The 17,594-nt window shown below is 65.3% G+C and carries 13 protein-coding genes and 1 tRNA gene; 6 read left to right on the forward strand and 8 right to left on the reverse strand.

The window, feature by feature from the left end; genetic code table 11:
• Positions 1–75: 75 nt before the first annotated feature.
• The 4 genes from E2I15_RS25360 to E2I15_RS25375 all read right to left on the reverse strand — a co-directional run bounded on the left by E2I15_RS25360 (position 76) and on the right by E2I15_RS25375 (position 7,805).
• A complete protein-coding gene (locus E2I15_RS25360; protein WP_137476920.1) occupies positions 76–651 on the reverse strand; it encodes an invasion associated locus B family protein in 576 nt (191 codons plus the stop codon).
• A complete protein-coding gene (locus E2I15_RS25365) occupies positions 648–4,841 on the reverse strand; it encodes a beta strand repeat-containing protein (RefSeq protein WP_137476919.1) in 4,194 nt (1,397 codons plus the stop codon). Before E2I15_RS25365 ends, E2I15_RS25360 begins: the two co-directional genes overlap by 4 nt.
• A gap of 335 nt (positions 4,842–5,176) precedes the next feature.
• On the reverse strand, positions 5,177–6,064 hold the full coding sequence (locus E2I15_RS25370) for an AraC family transcriptional regulator (protein ID WP_246667914.1): 888 nt from the start codon (positions 6,062–6,064) through the stop codon (positions 5,177–5,179).
• A gap of 826 nt (positions 6,065–6,890) precedes the next feature.
• Positions 6,891–7,805 carry a LysR substrate-binding domain-containing protein gene (locus E2I15_RS25375; protein ID WP_137476917.1) on the reverse strand — a complete coding sequence of 305 codons (915 nt, stop codon included), beginning with the start codon at positions 7,803–7,805 and terminating at the stop codon, positions 6,891–6,893.
• A gap of 68 nt (positions 7,806–7,873) precedes the next feature.
• On the opposite strand from E2I15_RS25375, the gene E2I15_RS25380 reads away from it, so the two are divergent.
• Positions 7,874–8,491, forward strand: a complete 618-nt coding sequence (locus E2I15_RS25380) for a GNAT family N-acetyltransferase (RefSeq protein ID WP_137476916.1) — start codon at positions 7,874–7,876, stop codon at positions 8,489–8,491.
• 438 nt (positions 8,492–8,929) lie between these two features.
• Here the strand turns inward: E2I15_RS25380 and E2I15_RS25385 are convergent.
• Positions 8,930–9,004, reverse strand: a tRNA-Val gene (locus tag E2I15_RS25385).
• A 78-nt stretch (positions 9,005–9,082) separates the two neighbouring features.
• Complete coding sequence (gene cpdR, locus E2I15_RS25390) at positions 9,083–9,442, reverse strand: cell cycle two-component system response regulator CpdR (RefSeq protein ID WP_016843340.1); 360 nt, start codon at positions 9,440–9,442, stop codon at positions 9,083–9,085.
• Between the two features lie 304 nt (positions 9,443–9,746).
• On the opposite strand from cpdR, the gene E2I15_RS25395 reads away from it, so the two are divergent.
• The 3 genes from E2I15_RS25395 to E2I15_RS25405 all read left to right on the forward strand — a co-directional run bounded on the left by E2I15_RS25395 (position 9,747) and on the right by E2I15_RS25405 (position 13,036).
• On the forward strand, positions 9,747–10,634 hold the full coding sequence (locus E2I15_RS25395) for an N-formylglutamate amidohydrolase (RefSeq protein ID WP_137476915.1): 888 nt from the start codon (positions 9,747–9,749) through the stop codon (positions 10,632–10,634).
• A 571-nt stretch (positions 10,635–11,205) separates the two neighbouring features.
• Positions 11,206–11,985, forward strand: a complete 780-nt coding sequence (gene hisN, locus E2I15_RS25400; protein ID WP_137476914.1) for a histidinol-phosphatase — start codon at positions 11,206–11,208, stop codon at positions 11,983–11,985.
• Between the two features lie 73 nt (positions 11,986–12,058).
• Positions 12,059–13,036, forward strand: coding sequence for a tripartite tricarboxylate transporter substrate binding protein (locus E2I15_RS25405; protein ID WP_170991405.1), 978 nt, complete (start codon positions 12,059–12,061; stop codon positions 13,034–13,036).
• Positions 13,037–13,044: 8 nt separating this feature from the next.
• Here E2I15_RS25405 and E2I15_RS25410 read toward each other — a convergent pair whose 3' ends face one another.
• Positions 13,045–13,938, reverse strand: coding sequence for a LysR family transcriptional regulator (locus E2I15_RS25410; RefSeq protein WP_137476913.1), 894 nt, complete (start codon positions 13,936–13,938; stop codon positions 13,045–13,047).
• Between the two features lie 85 nt (positions 13,939–14,023).
• Here E2I15_RS25410 and E2I15_RS25415 point away from each other — a divergent pair, with 85 nt between their 5' ends.
• Positions 14,024–14,776 (forward strand): sulfite exporter TauE/SafE family protein, encoded by a 753-nt coding sequence (locus tag E2I15_RS25415; RefSeq protein ID WP_137476912.1) that lies wholly within the window; start codon positions 14,024–14,026, stop codon positions 14,774–14,776.
• Positions 14,777–14,907: 131 nt separating this feature from the next.
• Here the strand turns inward: E2I15_RS25415 and E2I15_RS25420 are convergent, their stop codons facing one another.
• The gene (locus E2I15_RS25420) at positions 14,908–15,543 is read right to left on the reverse strand and encodes a LysE family translocator (RefSeq protein WP_137476911.1); all 636 of its coding nucleotides are present in this window, start codon (positions 15,541–15,543) and stop codon (positions 14,908–14,910) included.
• Positions 15,544–15,781: 238 nt separating this feature from the next.
• Here E2I15_RS25420 and E2I15_RS25425 point away from each other — a divergent pair, with 238 nt between their 5' ends.
• Entirely contained in the window at positions 15,782–17,581 is a 1,800-nt protein-coding gene (locus E2I15_RS25425; protein WP_028332882.1) for an adenylate/guanylate cyclase domain-containing protein, read from the forward strand.
• The last annotated feature ends 13 nt before the right edge of the window (positions 17,582–17,594 follow it).

Below are 17,594 nucleotides of genomic sequence, written 5' to 3' on the forward strand. Positions count from 1 at the left end.
CATTCGTCCTTTTCACTTCGCGTGTCAGTCTCGAGCCGGATACCCGATCGCCACATCCGCATGTCCGACCTCGGCTCATTTCAGTTTCGCCAGCACGCCGGACAGTCCGTCGAGCGGCGCCTCCAGCACGATCGGTCCTTGCGGAAGCTGGTATGACACCAGGCACGGCGTCGCCGCGCGGATGTGCCGCCGCAGCACGTTGCCGATCGCAATCGTGGCGAAGCAGAAATTGGGGTCGCAGCGATCGGTCTGCGCGACGATGTGGTCCGGACTGTCGCCCATCGCGAGCTCGATTCGCGCACCGACGCCGGCGGCCGCGGGGATCCGCATCGCCATCAGCGGCTTGCCGTCGGCGGTCGCGATCAGCGACCAGTTGAAGGCGACTGCGCCCTGCGCGTTGACGATCGACTGCGTGACGTTGCAGACCCGGCGCTTCGATTTGAGACTCTCGTCGCAGATCAAGGTCCAGTTCTTGAACGGCTGGATCATCCGCCTGAACTCGCCGAGCGTCTCGCCTTCCGGCACCACGACGTCCGACGGCTTCACGGCGTAGGCAGGTGGCGGCGCGCCCTGCGCGGCCGCATCCGCCGCCGCGCAGAGCCAGATCGCCGCCGCCAGACACGCCAGCCGCCTCGTCGCCGTCAGGGTCAATTGAGCGTCAGGCTCACGCCGGCGCTGACGCCCCAGTCGCCGCCGGCGCTGGTCGCCGCCGCGTTGGTGCGCAGCTTGCCGTTCTCGCTGGTGTAGCCGATGCCGAAGGCGAGCGCGCCCTGGCTGCGCCAGACGCCGCCGCCCGCCGAGGCGCTGAGCTTGCCAGGCCGGTCGTCATAGCGCAGCGACGCTGCGGCCATGCCGATCGCGGCGGCGCGCCAGGCGTCCTGCCGCACCTCGCCGATCTGGCCATTGAGTTGCTGGAACGCGCTATTGAGTTGGTTGACGTTGACCGCATCGGTGCCGGCGACACCCGCCGCCACATTGCTGATGGTCACCGGCGCGCCATTGCCGCTGTTCAGCGTCAGCTTGTTGGTGGTGCCGCCTGCGCCATCGCTGTCGTAGCGGATCGAGCTGTTCGCCACCGCCTGGAGCTGGCTGACGTTGACCGCATCGGTCGCGGCCGAGCCCGCGGCGACATTGGTGACGCGCCGCTCGGCGCCGGACGAGCCGACCGACACTTCGCCGGTCGCTACGCCTGCGACACTTTTGCCGACGACCGGCGTATAGGCCGCATCGCTGAGATTCGCCGTCGTGGTCGAGTTGGCGCCCAATGCCAGCGAGTTGGCCTGGGTCGCCTTGGCGCCGGCGCCGATCGCAACCGAGTTATCGGCCGACGCCGCCGAGCCGTTGCCCATCGACACCGCGTTCGCCCCGCTCGCCACCGATTGCGGTCCGATCGCGACGCTCTCCGCACCGGTCGCAATGGAATCCGCCGCGGTCGAGTTGGCGTGGAAGTATTTGACGCCGCCACCGCCGGTCGAGATGTTGCTGACGGTGGTATAGAGAGCCGCGAGCGAGGTGTTGGTGGCCCAGAGCTGCGAGCCGTTGATCGCGTCGGTCGAGGTCGAGGAGATCTGGCCTGCGGCCACGTTGGTGATGGTGCGCTCCGCCCCGGCGCTGCCGACGCTGACCGTCGAGGTCGGGTCAGTGCCGGCGAAATTGTAGGTAGTGCCGGCGATCGTGGTGCTTGCGGTCTTGACCACCGTGGAGGTGGTCGAATTGGCGCCGAGCGCGACGTCGCCGGCCTGCGCCGTCGCCTTGGCGTTCGGACCGAGTGCGACGCTGGTCGGGTTGGTGGTCTGGGATCCGGCGCCGATCGACACCGACTGGACGCCGTTCGCCTGTGCGCTGGTTCCGAACGCGATCGAATCGGCAAAGTTGGACACCGAGTTCTGGCCGATCGCGATGCCTCCGGGCGCGGTCTGCTGCACCGTCGCGCCAAAGCCCATGCCGATGCCGTTGTCGCCATTGACCACGGTCGCGGGGCCCACCGCGACCGAGTTGTTGCCGACCGCGAGCGAGTCGGCGAGCGTCGAGTTGGCGTGGAAGTATTTCGTCGTCGTGGTCGCGAACGACGTCAGTGCGCCGGTCAGCTGCCGCACGGTGACCGCGTCGCTGTCCTGGGTGCCGTCGGCCACGTTGGTGATCTGCCGATAGCTCGTCGCATTGCCGACCGACACCGCGCCGAGCAGCGCGAGATCAGTGGTGTTGTAGGGGATGATGGTCCCGCCGATCGTGCCGGACGCCGGCGCGAGCGCGCGGTTGGAGATCGACCCCGAGCCGATCGCGACGCCGCCATCCACCGTCGCCTGGGTGTTGAAGCCGAGCGCGGAGGAATTTGCCGCAGTCGCCGACGCAGCAACGCCGGCGGCCATCGAGTTCACGCCGGTCGCGCCGTTGTTGTTGTAGTTGGCCTGCTGGGTACCGCCGTCGTTGACGCCGTAATAATGCGTCAGGCCGTTGCTGACGACGGTCGAGAGGCTGTCGATCGCCGAAGTGGCGGCGAACAGCTGCGAGCCGTTGATCGCATCGGTCGAACCGATGCCGATCCGTCCCGCCGCGACATTGGTGATGGTGCGCTCGTTGCCGACCGAGCCGACGCTGACGGTCGAGAGCGGGGTCGTGCCGGCGAAGGCGTAGTTGGTGGTGCCGATCGTGACGCCCGGCGTGCCGACCGCCGTGGTGGTCACGCTGCCCGAGCCGAGCGCAATATCGTTGGCGTTCGCGGCGGTCGCGCCGTTGCCGATCGACACCGAGCCGCTTCCGGTCGCGGTCGACACCGGTCCGATCGCAACCGAGTCGGTGCCCGCGGCGGAGGAATCGGCCAGCGTCGAGTTGGCGTGGAAATATTTGATGCCGCCGCCGGTGTTGATGTTGTTGACGGTGGTCGCGAGGCCGTCGACCGCCTGGTTGGTGGCCCAGAGCTGCGAGCCGTTGATCGCGTCCGTCGAAGAGCCGCTGATCCGCCCCGCCGCGACATTGGTGACGGTGCGCTCGGCGCCGAGCGCACCGACGCTGACGGTCGAGGTCGCCGTCGTCCCCGCAAAGCTGTAGGTGGTGCCGTTGATCACCGTGTTCGGCGTGTTGACAGCCGTAGCGGTGACGCTGCCGGAGCCGAGCGCGACATCGCCGGAGCTTGCCGCCGCGGTGGCGCCGTTGCCCAGCGCGACATTGCCCGCTAGACCGGCGGCGCCCGCGGTCGAGCCATTGCCGAGCGCCACGGAGCCCTGCCCGATCGCCTTATTATTGTTGCCGATCGCGACTGCGCCGGCGGCCTGGTTGGCGGCGGTGGCGCTGGCCGTGCCGTCACTGTTGGCGATGTTGTTCGCGCCGCCGGTGAAAGCGCCGGTGCCGCTGGCGTAGCTCGGATCACCGATCGCCACCGCGCCGTTGCCAAAGGCGACGTTGTTCGCGCCGATGGACACGGCCTGTCCGCCGGAAGCCGTCGCGTTGGTGCCCACGGCGACAGCATTGGCGGAACTGGCCGCGGCATTGTTACCGACGGCGATGGCGCTCGTAGCCGACGCATTGGCGCCGATGCCGAGTGCGGTACTGGCGATTCCGCTGGCGCTGGCGCTGACGCCGGCCGCGAGAGAATTGTCCCCAGTCGCGTGCGCTCCAGACCCGAATGAGGAGGCGTTTTGGCCGCTGGCAACGGCCGTGTTGCCAACCGCAGTACTGGCGGCGGCACTCGCATTTGAGGCAGTGCCGATCGCCAGCGAACTTGTGCCGGCGGCACTGGCCCCAACGCCGGTCGCGAGCGAATTGATGCCGGCGGATGCCGCATTGTTGCCGATCGCGATGCCGCCCGTCGCTGCATTGTTGACGATTGCGCCCGATCCGATTGCGACCGAGCCGCCGGTAGAGAGCGCCTGCGCCTGGTTGCCCACAGCCACGGCAAAATCTGCGCCTGCGTTGCTGGAGCTGCCTCCGGCGAATGAGTTGATCCCCGACGCGGTCGCCTGCTTGCCAAGAGCAGTCGCGCTGTCCGCCGAGGCAACAGATGCCCAGCCTCCGGCCCACGAATAGTTGGCGCTCGCCAAGGAGCTGACGCCGACCGCAGTAGCATTGCCTCCCGTGGCATTGGCGAACGTGCCCAAGGCGCTCGCGCCGGCGCCGGTAGCGACGGATTGAACGCCGAGCGCGACCGAGTTGACCCCACTCGAGACCGTGCCCTGGCCCAGCGCCATCGCGCCGCCAGTGCCCGTTGCCTTGGCGTTCAGGCCGAGCGCCACCGAGTATTGTGCCGACGCAACGGATGCACGCCCAACTGCGATCGCGTCGGCCTGCGATGCGGTCACATCCGTGCCGATGCCGATGGCGCTCACGGCAAGCGCACCGGTTCCCGCAGCCGTGCGCGAACCAAGATACAGGGAGTTTAGCTGTGACGCGATCGACTGGAAACCGATCGCAACGGCATTCTGGGCGCCTGCGCTGGTGCCCGTCCCTTGGGCAACGGCATCCAATCCGGCCGCGTTTGCTCCACTTCCGATCGCGATGGCGCGCAGCCCGCTTGCCGACGAGCCGGTGTCGATCGCCACGGAATCGGTGCCCGTCGCACTTCCGCCGCCAAGCTGCACGCTTCCGGCGCTGGCAGTCGAGGCGGTGATCGCCATCAAGGCGAACACGCCGAGCGTCGCCGCGACCGCCGGTCCCCCGACCCCCAGCGCACCAAGTCCCAGCCGATCCCGCTTCACCCCGAGCGTCCGATGCGCCTGACGCAGCACGGCCAATAGCCGTCGCCGCAGCGAAGTGCTGCCCGCATCGCCCGATGCGACCCAGCTTCGGACGAAGCCGGCGCGGCCTCGAGGCTTCAGCGATCTTGGTGAGTTGTGTGCGACAGCCATGGTGCGCCCCTTTCGCGACATCTGGTCCAGACGCCGGAGGCGACGCGCCATGGACCGGGCCGACGCGCGGGCCCGCCGGCCGCACACGCGAAAAAATAACGATGATCGTGCACACGATCATCGTCCCGTCCTGGCCAACGATGTGTCGAATTCAACGAGCGCATCTTGCGATCCAGCGCTCGCTCGACTGCCCCACCAATGTGCCCCGAGTCGTCATAAGGAAAATGATAGACACATATTTGGCGACGTCACCCAGCAGCACGTCCAAATAGCGCGCAGATCGTCTCACAAGTTGAAGGATTGGTCTGACACACCAGGAGATGTTCGCACATCTCTCAACCTCCGATTGATCGGCGGCGCACGCGTTCGCGCATCTCGCGGGGGCTGACGCCGAATTCGCGGCGGAACGCGCGCGTGAAATCCGACGCCAGCTTGAAGCCGTGGCGATAGGCGATCTCCTGCACCTGCCGGTCGGGACTGCCGACAAGTTCTGCATGCGCCGCGCGCAACCGCTTGCGCAGGATGTAACCGGCAACGCCGCCGACGCTCTCGAATGCACGGTAGAGGGCAGAACGCGAGATCCGCAATTGCTGCGCGATGCGGTCCGGCGTCAGGTCGAAGTCGGCGAGATGTGACTCGATATAAAGACGCGCACGCTCGAACAGCACCGACTCGATCGCGCCGCGCGCCTGCTCCAGCCGATCCGAGGAGAGTTGGATGCACGCGGCGATCATCTGCGCGGTCGCCCGCCCCGCCTGCCTCAACTCCTCCGAGGACATGAGGGTGATGCGCGTTTCGAGCCGGTCGAGGTAATCGGCCAGCAATTCGATCAGATTGCCTTCGAGTAGAATATTGCAGACACCGTCGAGCTGATCGGCCACATCAGCGAACGACTGGCGCGGCAAGCCCAGCACCAGGCCGTCATAGTCCGTGATGCTGCCGCGGAAATCCTCGTCGAGCGAGATCAGGAACAAGGCGCCCGGCCCGGCGTGAATCCGCCGCTCTGCGGTCTCGAAGCGGGCTTCGCCGGAGCGTACCCGGTACAGCCACCAGATATCGACGGGTGCGCCATGCGACGGTTTGATGACGCGGGCGAATGATTGCGCGGCGAATCGCCCCGACGTGAAGACGACATCGGCCATGTTGCAGGTCAGGTACTCCACCAGGAACCCGTGCGCAGGGCTATGACCTTCGGGTGGCGCAACGTCGACCAGCGAAGCCATCCGCGTCTTCCAGACCTCGAACTGCTCCGAGGGCGGATAGTGTCGTGTCGAGAACAGCCGCGGCGGGGCGGGGGTTATATCCCTGATGTTCCGCGGCTCGCGCGGCAAGGGAACGTATTCCAGGAGCTGCGCTCCATGTGCCGGCGTCTTGTCGTCTGGTTGCATGTACTTTCGTGCCCCGTTGGCGCGAACGACGAACGTTGGCTCAACGGAAGCGCATTCCCAAGGTTGCGTCGCCGGCCGCTCACAGACAGGCGAATTTCGGGGAGACAAGGAAGAGGCATTTTGGGATGCGGACATCGACGGCTTAAGCCGGCCGCTCCCGATAGGGTTGACGCAGGTTCCTCTGGCAGTCGTGCTCGCACATGGCGTTCATCATTGTCGCGTCATTGCCGTATCAAGCTCGGATGCTCCGTCACGAGCCGGCTCGACTGATCTAGAGAACAATCTGCGCGAGAACCAGAGGGGCGGCAACGCGCCTCGTGCAGAAATCCAAGATTGCGTTCATGCGATGCGATCGGGCAACGCATCATCGCGGATTCTTCAGAAAATTTTCCCGATCTCCGCGCCGAGATCAGGCGCATGTCGCATGAGAGGCGCGAGCTAAGCACGGTAGGTGACATATTGATTCCGAGCGAACGATCGCATTGCGAACACTCTTGCCCAATGATGCGGCAATCTAGCGCGTACGCGCGCATGCGGCGCACGGCGTACATGCGCGGGCACGCTGCGGCATTCACACATGAGCGTCGAGATGACGAAAGTCACAGGAGCTCGTCAATTTTTTCGGCGCGCGCAACGCGAGAGAAGACCCGGCCGCTGTTGCTCAAGCCCGCACACGCGCGGACTTCCTGTACTCCGCGGTTTCGGTGCGCAGCAGGTCGCAGAATTGCAGCGCAAGACGGCTTCGCGGCCGCTGCGAAGGAAGCAGCAACATGGTGGCGATCTCCAGCCGTGGCACGAACGGCTTGAGCACGATTCTGGAGCTTGCAAAATCCCGAGCCACGATCGGGTCGACGATCGAGAAACCCAGTCCCTGCGCGACCAGAGCACAACGCTGCATGCTGTACTGGATCTCCGCGACCGTCTTGATCTCGACCTTGGCCTCGTCGAGGATCCGTTCAAAGCGGGATCGATGCGGTGCGCTCGGGGAAGCTGCGATCATGGGCTCTCCTCGCAGATCTTGCGCTGCGATCGATCGCTTCGAGCGCAACCGGTGCTGGCGGGGCAGGACGCAGACCGCCTCCGTTGTCATGAGGAGTTCGTCGTCGACCGCGGCAAACCCGGCCTGCGGCCGCGCCAGTCCGACGTCACATTGTCCCGACGCCACCAGACTCCAGACCCGCTCGGGGCTGTGGACAGCCACGGATACGACGATGTCGGGATTCTTCCGCAGGAAGCTGCTGACGATCTGCGGCATCAACGAATAGGTGAACGCCGGAAGACATGCGATCCTGAGCGTCCCGCTGCCGCGCTCGCGAATGCCCCGCGCGGCGCGCGCCAGATACTCGAGGCCAGCCTGGTTTCTCTCGACCTCGCGCAGGAATATCTCGCCTTCCGGCGTCAGCGTAACGCCGCCTCGCCCGCGTTCGAACAACGCAAAACCGATCTCGCGCTCGAGACGTGCGATCGCGCGGCTGATGAAAGGCTGCCCCACCCGAAGGCTCAAGGCGGCCTTCGTGATTCCGTTGTGGCGCACGACCTCTCGAAACAGGTCGACATGTCTTGGATTGAGGGGCATGACCAATTTGCATATGATCTGGCGTTCCGGTCATTTGACGGCATGCGCATCGAGTGCGTCAATAGGGCATGCACCCGTCGAGCAACCATGCAAGCTTCGCCACCGACCTTATCCTGTTGACCAGGATCACCGGCCCGGAGTCTTCGCGCGCAGCGCAGCTTCGCGAGGCAGCCATGTTGCGGCGGCTCGATCGCGGCACATCTGACCGGCCGAATACCGCATGCCTGGCGGCGGCACGGGACGAGGTCGACACCGCGGCCGCGTTCGCAATCGAGGCCGCGGGATCGGGAGACCTTCTCGGCGTTTCAGGGTTCGGCGCGATCGACCGGCACGAGAAGCGGGCTACGTTCGCCCCCATCTGGACCATCGGACGACTGGACGAGGTCGTGCTCGTCAGTCACGTTGCACATCTCATGACGCGGTATGCGTTCGAGGTGCTCGGGGTCGAGCGGACCGAGTTGCATCTGGACTGGCGCCTGAGGCACATGCTTGATCTCTACGTCGACCTCGGCTTCCGCTGCGAGGGAAGGCTTCGCGCATATTTCGCAGCCGATGAAGATCCGTCCGCCGATGCTGCGGTCCTGAGCATGGTTCGCTCCGAATGGCCCTCCGTTGTGCATCGACAGCGCGCAGTTCTCGCCGGCGAAACCTGGCGCTACCGGCTTCCGTCCGACCGCCCCCCATAGCGACGGCAAAGCTTGGACAAGACGAGGTCACGCGAATGCCGGCGTATGACTCAACGGTCGAGGCACCCACTCAGTGTCGTCAGGGACGACCCGTGGGAAGAGTCATGTGCTCGCATCCACTTGCCGTGCCTGCGGATGCGGACATGGAGTACGCAGCGGCTTCTCGCTCAAGCACCGGCGTCTCTGGAATACTGGATCACCGCATGCCGGGTGATGACATCGACAAGCTGTTTGGCAGGTTGAACGGAAACCACGACTTCATCGTTGTGAAGCGTGGATGGCCGAGCCGTAGCTCGCGGCCGCAGGCCCGCCTCCGCCCGTTGGGCTTCGGCGCCGTCCTCCGTCTTCGCTTTCACTGCGTTCAAGCTACGCCCGGACACGCTTCGCCCTGAAGGTCTCCGCGTGGCTGCACCACGCGAAGCCCGTCAGGGCGAAGCGTGGTGGGTGCGACAGGGATCGAACCTGTGACCCCTACCATGTCAAGGTAGTGCTCTCCCGCTGAGCTACGCACCCAAAGCGTATTTGGATCGGGTCCCTATAACGGACGGCGGCGGGGCAGGCAAGGATACAAAGTGAAGGTTTTTTGGCGAATCAGGCCGCCAGCAACTTGTTCACTTCGCTGACCAATTCCCTAAGGTGCACCGGCTTGGCCAGCACCTTGGCGTTTTTCGGCGCCTCCGAATCGGAATTGAGGGCCACCGCGGCGAAGCCGGTGATGAACATGATCTTGATATCGGGATCGAGTTCCGAGGCCCGGCGCGCCAGCTCGATGCCGTCCATCTCGGGCATCACGATGTCCGTGAGCAGCATTTCGAACGGCTCCTCGCGCAGCCGCTGGTAGGCCGACATGCCGTTGTCGTGCGGCGAGACCTTGAAACCCGCGTTTTCGAGCGCCTTGACCAGGAAGCGGCGCATATCGGTGTCGTCTTCGGCGAGAAGTATTTTCGGCATGGCAGGAATCGTCGAATCCGGCTTGAGGAGCAGTCCGAACAGTTAGCCCGACAGACGGTAAATTTCGGGTGAAATTTGCGTCAAGCCAGCGGCAAATGCGCGCCACCCATTTGTGGACCGAACCGGACATCGAATCAACCAGGTGCCGCTTCCGCTGCTTTTAAGACGCGTTCCAGCTGAAACCACGCTCTTTTCACTTGGCAGAATGATCGCGATTACCGACAATGTGTGCCCATAAATCTCCGCTTTTCCGGCACACTCAGTTGTTACGGGCGAGGCGGACGCAAGGGACGGCGCCAAGGGAATGACCGAATTTGCTGGCGAGTTGTCGCCCCCGTTCGAGATCGTTGAGCCGCAGGCCTGGCGCGCGCCGATCATCTTCAATTCCCCGCATTCGGGCTCGGTCTATCCGGCCGAATTCATCGAGGCGTCGCGAATCGATGTGGTGTCGCTGCGCCGCTCCGAAGACTCGTTCATGGACGAGCTGATCGCGGGCCTCAGCGATCGCGGCTTTCCGATCGTACGGGTCAATTTCCCGCGCTCCTATGTCGACGTGAACCGAGAGCCCTACGAGCTCGACCCGCGGATGTTCACCGGGCGGCTGCCGACTTTCGCCAATACGCGCTCGATGCGGGTGGCCGGCGGCCTCGGCACCATCCCGCGCGTGGTCGGCGACGGCCAGGAGATCTATCGCGAGCGGCTCGACGTCGACGAGGCACTGCGCCGGATCGAGGTGCTCTACAAGCCCTATCACCGCGCGCTGCGCCGGCTGATCAACAAGGCGCACCAGGCGTTCGGCGCGGTGATCGTGGTCGACTGCCACTCGATGCCTTCGGTCGGTGTGTCGCGCGACGAGCCGCGCCGGCCCGACGTCGTGATCGGCGACCGCTACGGCACGAGTTGCGCGCCGCTGTTGCCCGACCTCGTCGAGGAGATCATGAGCTCGCTCGGCTATTCGATCGGCCGCAACAAGCCCTATGCCGGCGGCTTCATCACCGAGCATTACGGCAACCCGGCGAGCGGCCTGCACACCGTGCAGATCGAGCTCAACCGCGCGGTCTATATGGATGAGCGGCGCCGCGAGCGCGGGCCGCGCTTCGCGCAGGTGGCCGCCGACTTCGCCAGCCTGGCGGATGCGCTGGCGAAAATCCCGTTCGGCGATCTCGGCCCGTTCCAGGCGGCCGCGGAGTAAACAATCCTTCGTCGGGCACTGCGATCCCGACGAAGTCATGAACCACGAATTCACGCCGGCGGCGCGACAAGCGCCGAACTGGATTCTCAGTTCACTTGCGGAAACGACGGCCCAAGAAAAAAGGGCCGCTTGAATGAACAAGCGGCCCAAGTCTAGGGAGGAAACGCCCAAGGAGGGCAGCGATAGCGCGAGGCGCTACCGCACCGCAACAATATGCGACCGCGCTGCACAAAACGCAAGAACTTTCGAAACATTTCTTGGGTAATGTTGGAAAGTCTGGCGAAACTGCAACAGGCCGGCAGGAGCGGCTTTCCGTATTTAGGATCAATACCTTACAAGGGAAGCCCCGAGCGGTCGGCGCTTTGCGCATAGCTTGTATACCAGAATTCGCAACTTCGTGATCGAGGCCGAGACCTGGGGCGCTTTCGAATCCGAAGCCAAATCGAAAGTCCGGAACCGCGTCATCGGGGGCTGGATAACACTCCGTTAATCGTGCGCGCCGCGCCGGATTGAGCTAGGCAAGAACGCATCCGATTTCTACCGCGTCGTTTGCGCAGTTCAGGGACATGCCGTGACGGTCATCGACTTTACCGCCTTCATCGGCCGCCTCGCGACCGCATCCGGCGAAACCATCCTGCCCTTCTTCCGCACCTCGCTCTCGGTCGACAACAAGAGTTCGAATGATTTCGATCCGGTCACCGAGGCCGACCGCGCAGCGGAAGCCGTGATGCGGCGGCTGATCAAGTCGAACTTCCCCCAGCACGGCATCGTCGGCGAGGAGTTCGGCAATGAGCGCGAGGACGCCGACTATGTCTGGGTGCTGGATCCGATCGACGGCACGAAATCCTTCATCGCCGGCTTTCCGATCTGGGGCACGTTGATCGCGCTGCTGCACAAAGGTACGCCGGTATTCGGCATGATGCACCAGCCCTATATCGGCGAGCGTTTCTCCGGCGACAACGGCTCGGCGCATTACTCCGGCCCGTCGGGCGAGCGGCGGCTCTCGGTGCGGCGCTGCGCCTCGCTGAAGGAAGCGACCGTCTTCACCACGAGCCCGCTACTGATGAATCCGGATGACCGCGCCCGCTTCGGCCGCATCGAGAACGCGGCACGCCTGTCGCGCTACGGCGGCGACTGCTACTCTTATTGCATGCTCGCCGCCGGCCATCTTGACCTCGTGGTCGAGACCGAGCTGAAGCCCTACGACATTGCCGGCCTGATCCCGATCGTCACCGGCGCCGGCGGCGTCGTCACCACCTGGGACGGCAGGCCGGCACAAGGCGGCGGCCGGATCATCGCGGCCGGCGACCCGCGCGTGCACGAAACGGCGATGAAGCTGCTGAACGCCTGAGTTCCTGGCCTGATTCTTGAGTTGCCGGGCGCCTGATCTGCGCCCATCCTGACCGCAACCAGAAAAGTCAGGGATGGGCGACATGACGATGTGCGGCAGGCTGCTCGCAGCCCTTCTCCTGATTCTCGCCCCCGTCACGGCTTTCGCCCAGGATTTCCCGACCAAGCCGCTCCGGCTGATCGTGCCGTTCCCGCCCGGCGGGCCGAACGACATCATCGCACGGGTGATCGGGCAGAAGATCTCGGAGCTCGCAAGGCAACCCGTCATCGTCGACAACCGCGCCGGCCAGGGCGGCGTGCTCGGCACCGACGCGGTCGCGAAGGGTGCGCCCGACGGCTACACGGTCGCGATCGCGAGCGCGGGCGCGCTGGCGATCAGCCCGAGCATGGAGAAGGTCGCCTACGACACGCTGCAGGACCTCGCGCCGGTGACGCTGGTCGCGACGGTGCCGGAGATGCTGGTGGTCGCCGCCGACGTGCCGGCGAAGAACATGAACGAACTGGTCGCGCTCGCCAAAGCGCAACCGGGCAAGCTCAACTTCGCCTCCTCCGGCCCCGGCAGCCTGCCGCATCTCGCCTGCGAATTGTTCAAGCTGACGGCGAAGGTCGACATCGTGCACGTGCCCTATGGCGGTGCCGCGCCGGCGGTGAACGACCTGTTGGGCCAGCAGGTGCAGATGACCTTCCTCGACCTGCCGGTGATCCTGCCGCAGATCAAGGCGGGCGCGCTGCGGCCGATCGCGCTCGGCGGGCGCGAACGCGCGCCGACCGCGCCCGATGTGCCGACCACGGCGGAAACCGGCATGCCCGACCTGATCATCGAGAACTGGTACGGCATGGTCGCGCCGGCCGGAACGCCGCCAGCGATCGTCGCCAGGCTGAACCAGCTCGCCACCGCGGCGATGGCCGATCCGATCGTCAAGCAAAAGCTCGCCGAGCAAGGTTTGACACTGGCCGGCGATACGCCGGAGCATTTCCGCGACTTCATCGCCGCCGACATCAGGAAGTGGGCGAAGGTGATCCAGGACGCCGGCGTGGTGACGACGAAATGAGCCTGCCGTCAGCGTTGCGCCTCGGCGCGCAGATAGTCCACGAGCTGCTTGGCCGCCCGCGGCAGCGCCTTGAAGCTGCGCGCGCAGATCGTCAGCCGGCGGTTGGCCCAGGCGTCGCGGATCCTTATCGTCGTGATCGGCATCGACGCCGCGCAGCGCCGCGCCGCGGTCTCCGGGATCACGGCGATGCCGACATCGGCGGCGACCATCTGGCAGATCGCGTCGAAGCCGCGCAGGCGGGCGCGAAAGCGCAGCCGCGCACCGAGCTTTGCGGCGTGCCGCGAGATATGGACCTGCAGCGCCGACGCTGCCGTGAGGCCGACGAAATCGCGGCCGACCACTTCCTGGAAGTCGATCTGACGGCGGCCGCCGAGGTCGCTGCGCCGCGACGCCACCAGCATCAAGCGGTCCTCGCTGAACAGAAAGCGCTCGACGCTGTCGGGCAGCGCGTGTTCCGCGGCGAAGCCGAGATCGGCGGCGCCGCTGGCGATCGCGGTCGCGATATCGGTGCTCTCGCGCTCCTCGACGTCGACGCTGATATCGGGATGCTCGTGCAGGAAGGCCGCGAGCGCGCGCGGCAGATGTTCCGACAGGCCCGAGGTGTTGGCGAGCAGCAGCACGTTGGCGCGCACGCCGCTGGCATAGGCGGCGAGATCGCTTTGCAGCGCCTCGACATTGTGGATCACGATGCGGGCGTGGCCGAGCAGGCTCTCGCCCGCCGCCGTCAGTTCGACGCCGCGGCGGCCGCGCTTGAGCAGTGCGACGCCAAGCGCCTCCTCGAGGCCCTTGATCCGCTCGCTGGCCGAAGCCAGCGCAAGGTTCGCGCGCGCCGCGCCCTGGGTGATGCTGCGCGCATCGGCAACCGCGATGAACAATTGCAAATCGGTCAGGTCGAACCGCATGACGTTTCCCGCCTTCGGGCTGCCCGAAGGCTAACTCCGTAACCTCCAGATTGTGCCGTTCGCATCGATCGGTCAATGTGCCGCCATGGTCGACCATCTCCTGATCTTCATCGCCTTCGCCTTTTTGCTCGCCGGCTTCGTCAAGGGTACGCTCGGCCTCGGCTTGCCGACGGTCGCGATGGGGCTGCTCGCAACCACGATGGCGCCGGGCCAGGCGATCGCGATCGTGATCGTGCCGGCGATCGTCACCAATGTCTGGCAGACCTTCGTCGGCCCCTATCTGCGCGACATTATCAAGCGGCTGTGGCCGCTGATGCTCGGCACCGTGGCCGGGATCTGGATCAATGCCGGGCTGCTGACCGGGCCTTACGCTGCCTACGGCACCGTCGTGCTGGGCGTGCTGCTGGTAATCTACGCGATCGTCGGCCTGAGCCGGTTCAGCTTCAAGGTCGCGCGTCGCGACGAGAAATGGATCGGCGGCATCGTCGGCGTCATCACCGGGCTGATCTCGGCGGCGACCGGCGTTCAGGTCATCCCCTCGATGCCATTCATGCAGGCGATCGGCATGGAGAAGGACGAACTGGTGCAGGCGCTCGGCGTGTTCTTCACCACCGCGACCGTCGCGCTCGCCTTCAATCTCACGGCCTCGGGCCTGCTGACGGCGACCACCGCGCTGCCGGGCGCGGTCGCGATGGCGGCATCGTTCACGGGCATGTTCATCGGACAGGCGGTTCGCACGCGGATGCAGCCGGAGGCGTTCCGCCGCTGGTTCCTGATCTCGATGATCCTGCTCGGCATCTATCTTGCCGGCAGCGCGCTGCTCAAGATCCACGGCTAAAGCATGATCCGGAAAAGCGCGAAGCGATTTTCCGAAAAGATCATGCTCAAACAAAGAGCTAAAGCGCGATGACGATTCAACCTAATCACATCGCGCTTTAGAGCGGCACAGCCAGAGCGCCAAGGCGCAAGCTAGCGCGCCTCCAGCGTCGCGACGCGGACGCCGAGATAGATGAACAGCGCGCCAAGCGAGCGGTTGATCCAGGCAATCACGCCGGCCGATCGCCTGATGCGGCCGGCAGCCCGCGCCGCGAACGCCGCAAGACCAAGGCACCAGAGCGTGCCGCCGGTGATGAAGATCAGCCCGAGCACCAGGAAGGCGAGCGTCTTGTGCGGCGAATCGGCCGCCACGAATTGCGGCAGGAACGCCAGGAAGAACAGCGCCACCTTGGGGTTGAGGATATTGGTCAGCGCCCCCTGCCAGAACACGCGCGAAATCGAGGTCTCGCCGCCCTGCCCGGTGATGTCAGCGACCGGCTTGGCGCGCGCCAGCAGCATCTGCAGACCGGTCAGCACCAGATAGGCCGCGCCGACCAGTTTGACGGCCAGGAACGCGGCCGACGAGGCCATCAGCAGCGCCGACAGCCCGATCGCCGCGCCCAGCACATGAACCAGGCAGCCGCAGCTGATTCCGATCGCCGCAGCGGCTCCGCCGCGCCATCCGAGCTGAATCGTGCGCCCGATGATATAGGCGGTATCCGGCCCCGGTGTGACGTTGAGCAGCAGCCCGGACAGGACAAACAGCCAAAGTTCGTGAATTCCCAGCATGTCAGCGACGTTAACCTATGCAAGTAACCGCCCGGAAGGGATGATCAGCCAGCCGGCGCCATCCCAGCGACACACGAATTCAGTAGAGAAACGACTGTACGATCCGTTGGTCGCATGCCAATTCTTGCTACTATGCATTATAGGTGCCTGCAAACCGGGCTTCCGCCGGACCCGGCCTGTCTTGTAAGTATCGGATTCGGTCACCTCGGCTAAGTGGCCGTTCCAGGGCACAGGAGACATGGAAAGACGGCTCGCTGCCATTCTTTGCGCTGACATCGCCGGCTATTCCCGCATGATGGGGGCCGACGAGGCGGGGACGCATGCCTCGTTCAAGGCGCACCGTAGCGCGATCTACCCGATCATCCTCAACCATGGCGGCCGAATCGTCAAAAACACCGGCGACGGCTTCCTGCTGGAATTTCCGAGCATCATCGGCGCGATCGAGGCCGCAGTCGCGATGCAGACCCTGATGGCCGAGCGCAACGAACATCTGCCGGCCGACCGCGCCATGCACTTCCGGATGGGCGTCCACATGGGCGACGTCATGGCTGACGAGGACGAGGTGTTCGGCGACGACGTCAACATCGCCGTCCGTCTCGAGACGGTCGCAACGCCCGGCGGCATCGCGGTGTCGGACAAGGCCCGCACCGAAGCGGGACGGCGGCTTGCCGTCACTCTCGTCGACGCCGGCCCGCATCGCTTCAAGAACATCGCCGAGCCTGTCAATGTCTGGACCTGGGCACCGGCCGGATCCGATGCCCAGGAGCAGGTGCCGGAAGACGGGCCGCATCTGCCGGGGCAATACCGGACCGCGATCGTCGGCGTGCTGCCGTTCGACAATCTGAGCGGCGGCGCCGACGAATACTTCTCGGACGGTCTGACCGAGGACCTGATCCACGCGCTGTCGCTGCAATCCTTCTATCGCGTGCTGAGCCGCAACTCGACCTTCGCCTACAAGGGCAAGAACGTCTCGACGCGGCTGATCGCGCGCGAGATCGACGCAACCTATCTGATCCAGGGTTCGGTACGGCGCGCCGGCAACAAGATCCGCGTCTCCGCCGAACTGATCGCACCCGAGAAGGGCGAGCAGCTGTGGACCGGCCGCTACGACCGCGACATGGGCGACCTGTTCGCGATGCAGGACGAGATCACCGCAAATCTCTCCGCCGCCGTCGCGCAGGAGATCTATCGCGCCGAGGCCTCGGCGCCGGCGCGCTCGCCGAACGCCGAACTGACGGCGTGGGATCGCTTCCTGAAGGGTCTATCGCACTACTATCAGCAGACCAAGGACGATTGCGAAACCGCGATCGCGCTGTTCAAGGAGGCGATCGAGCTCGACCCCGCGCTGTCGATCGCGCGCGCCTATCTCGCGCTGATCCAGATCCAGAGCATCCAGTTCGGCTGGATTCCGAGCACGCGCGAATTGTGGGCCTCGTCGGTCAGCCTGGCCGAGAGCAGCGTGCGGCTCGACCCGCGCTCCTCGTTCGCGTTTTCGCTGCTGGCCTATCTGCATGCGATGCAGGGCCATTACGAAGCCGCAATGGACGCCATCAAGCGGGCGATCGAGCTCAACCCCTACGACATGGGCGCGCGCGGCGTGCTGGGAATCTGCCACATGGTGATCGGCGACCATCGCAAGGCGGTCGATCTGTTCTCGACGGCGGTCCAGCGCGGCAACAGCGACCCGCGCTACCAATGGGCGGCGCTGAACGCGTTCAGCCATTATCTGCTCGGGCAATATGACGCGTCGCTGTCATGGTCGCGCGAGGGGCTGTATCTGAACCCGAACCATCTGCAGTGCCTTGCGGTGCGCACCGCAGCGCTCGCCCAGCTCGGCCGCGCCGACGAGGCGGCGCAGGCAGCCGAGGCCCTGCTCGCCAACCATCCCGAGCTGACGGTCGAGCGTCACTTGCGCAATTTCCACTGGAAGAACCCGGCCGACATCGCGCATTATCGCGACGGCCTCTTGAAAGCCGGCCTGCCGTTCGGCAAACTCGCTCTGGTTGCGTCCACCTCGAAATTCGCCGTCGATTCCTGAGCGAATTCATCCA

This window comes from Bradyrhizobium sp. BR2003 (genome assembly GCF_009720285.1).
Classification (GTDB): Bacteria; Pseudomonadota; Alphaproteobacteria; order Rhizobiales; family Xanthobacteraceae; genus Bradyrhizobium; species Bradyrhizobium elkanii.

Excerpts from the sequence above, each read along its gene's own strand:
- E2I15_RS25395 (WP_137476915.1), top strand. The coding sequence starts at position 9,747 with ATGACCGAATTTGCTGGCGAGTTGTCGCCCCCGTTCGAGATCGTTGAG.
- E2I15_RS25370 (WP_246667914.1), bottom strand. The coding sequence starts at position 6,064 with ATGGCTTCGCTGGTCGACGTTGCGCCACCCGAAGGTCATAGCCCTGCG.
- E2I15_RS25415 (WP_137476912.1), top strand. The coding sequence starts at position 14,024 with ATGGTCGACCATCTCCTGATCTTCATCGCCTTCGCCTTTTTGCTCGCC.
- E2I15_RS25420 (WP_137476911.1), bottom strand. The coding sequence starts at position 15,543 with ATGCTGGGAATTCACGAACTTTGGCTGTTTGTCCTGTCCGGGCTGCTG.
- E2I15_RS25365 (WP_137476919.1), bottom strand. The coding sequence starts at position 4,841 with ATGGCTGTCGCACACAACTCACCAAGATCGCTGAAGCCTCGAGGCCGC.
- E2I15_RS25375 (WP_137476917.1), bottom strand. The coding sequence starts at position 7,805 with ATGCCCCTCAATCCAAGACATGTCGACCTGTTTCGAGAGGTCGTGCGC.
- cpdR (WP_016843340.1), bottom strand. The coding sequence starts at position 9,442 with ATGCCGAAAATACTTCTCGCCGAAGACGACACCGATATGCGCCGCTTC.
- E2I15_RS25405 (WP_170991405.1), top strand. The coding sequence starts at position 12,059 with ATGGGCGACATGACGATGTGCGGCAGGCTGCTCGCAGCCCTTCTCCTG.
- E2I15_RS25410 (WP_137476913.1), bottom strand. The coding sequence starts at position 13,938 with ATGCGGTTCGACCTGACCGATTTGCAATTGTTCATCGCGGTTGCCGAT.
- E2I15_RS25380 (WP_137476916.1), top strand. The coding sequence starts at position 7,874 with ATGCACCCGTCGAGCAACCATGCAAGCTTCGCCACCGACCTTATCCTG.
- E2I15_RS25425 (WP_028332882.1), top strand. The coding sequence starts at position 15,782 with ATGGAAAGACGGCTCGCTGCCATTCTTTGCGCTGACATCGCCGGCTAT.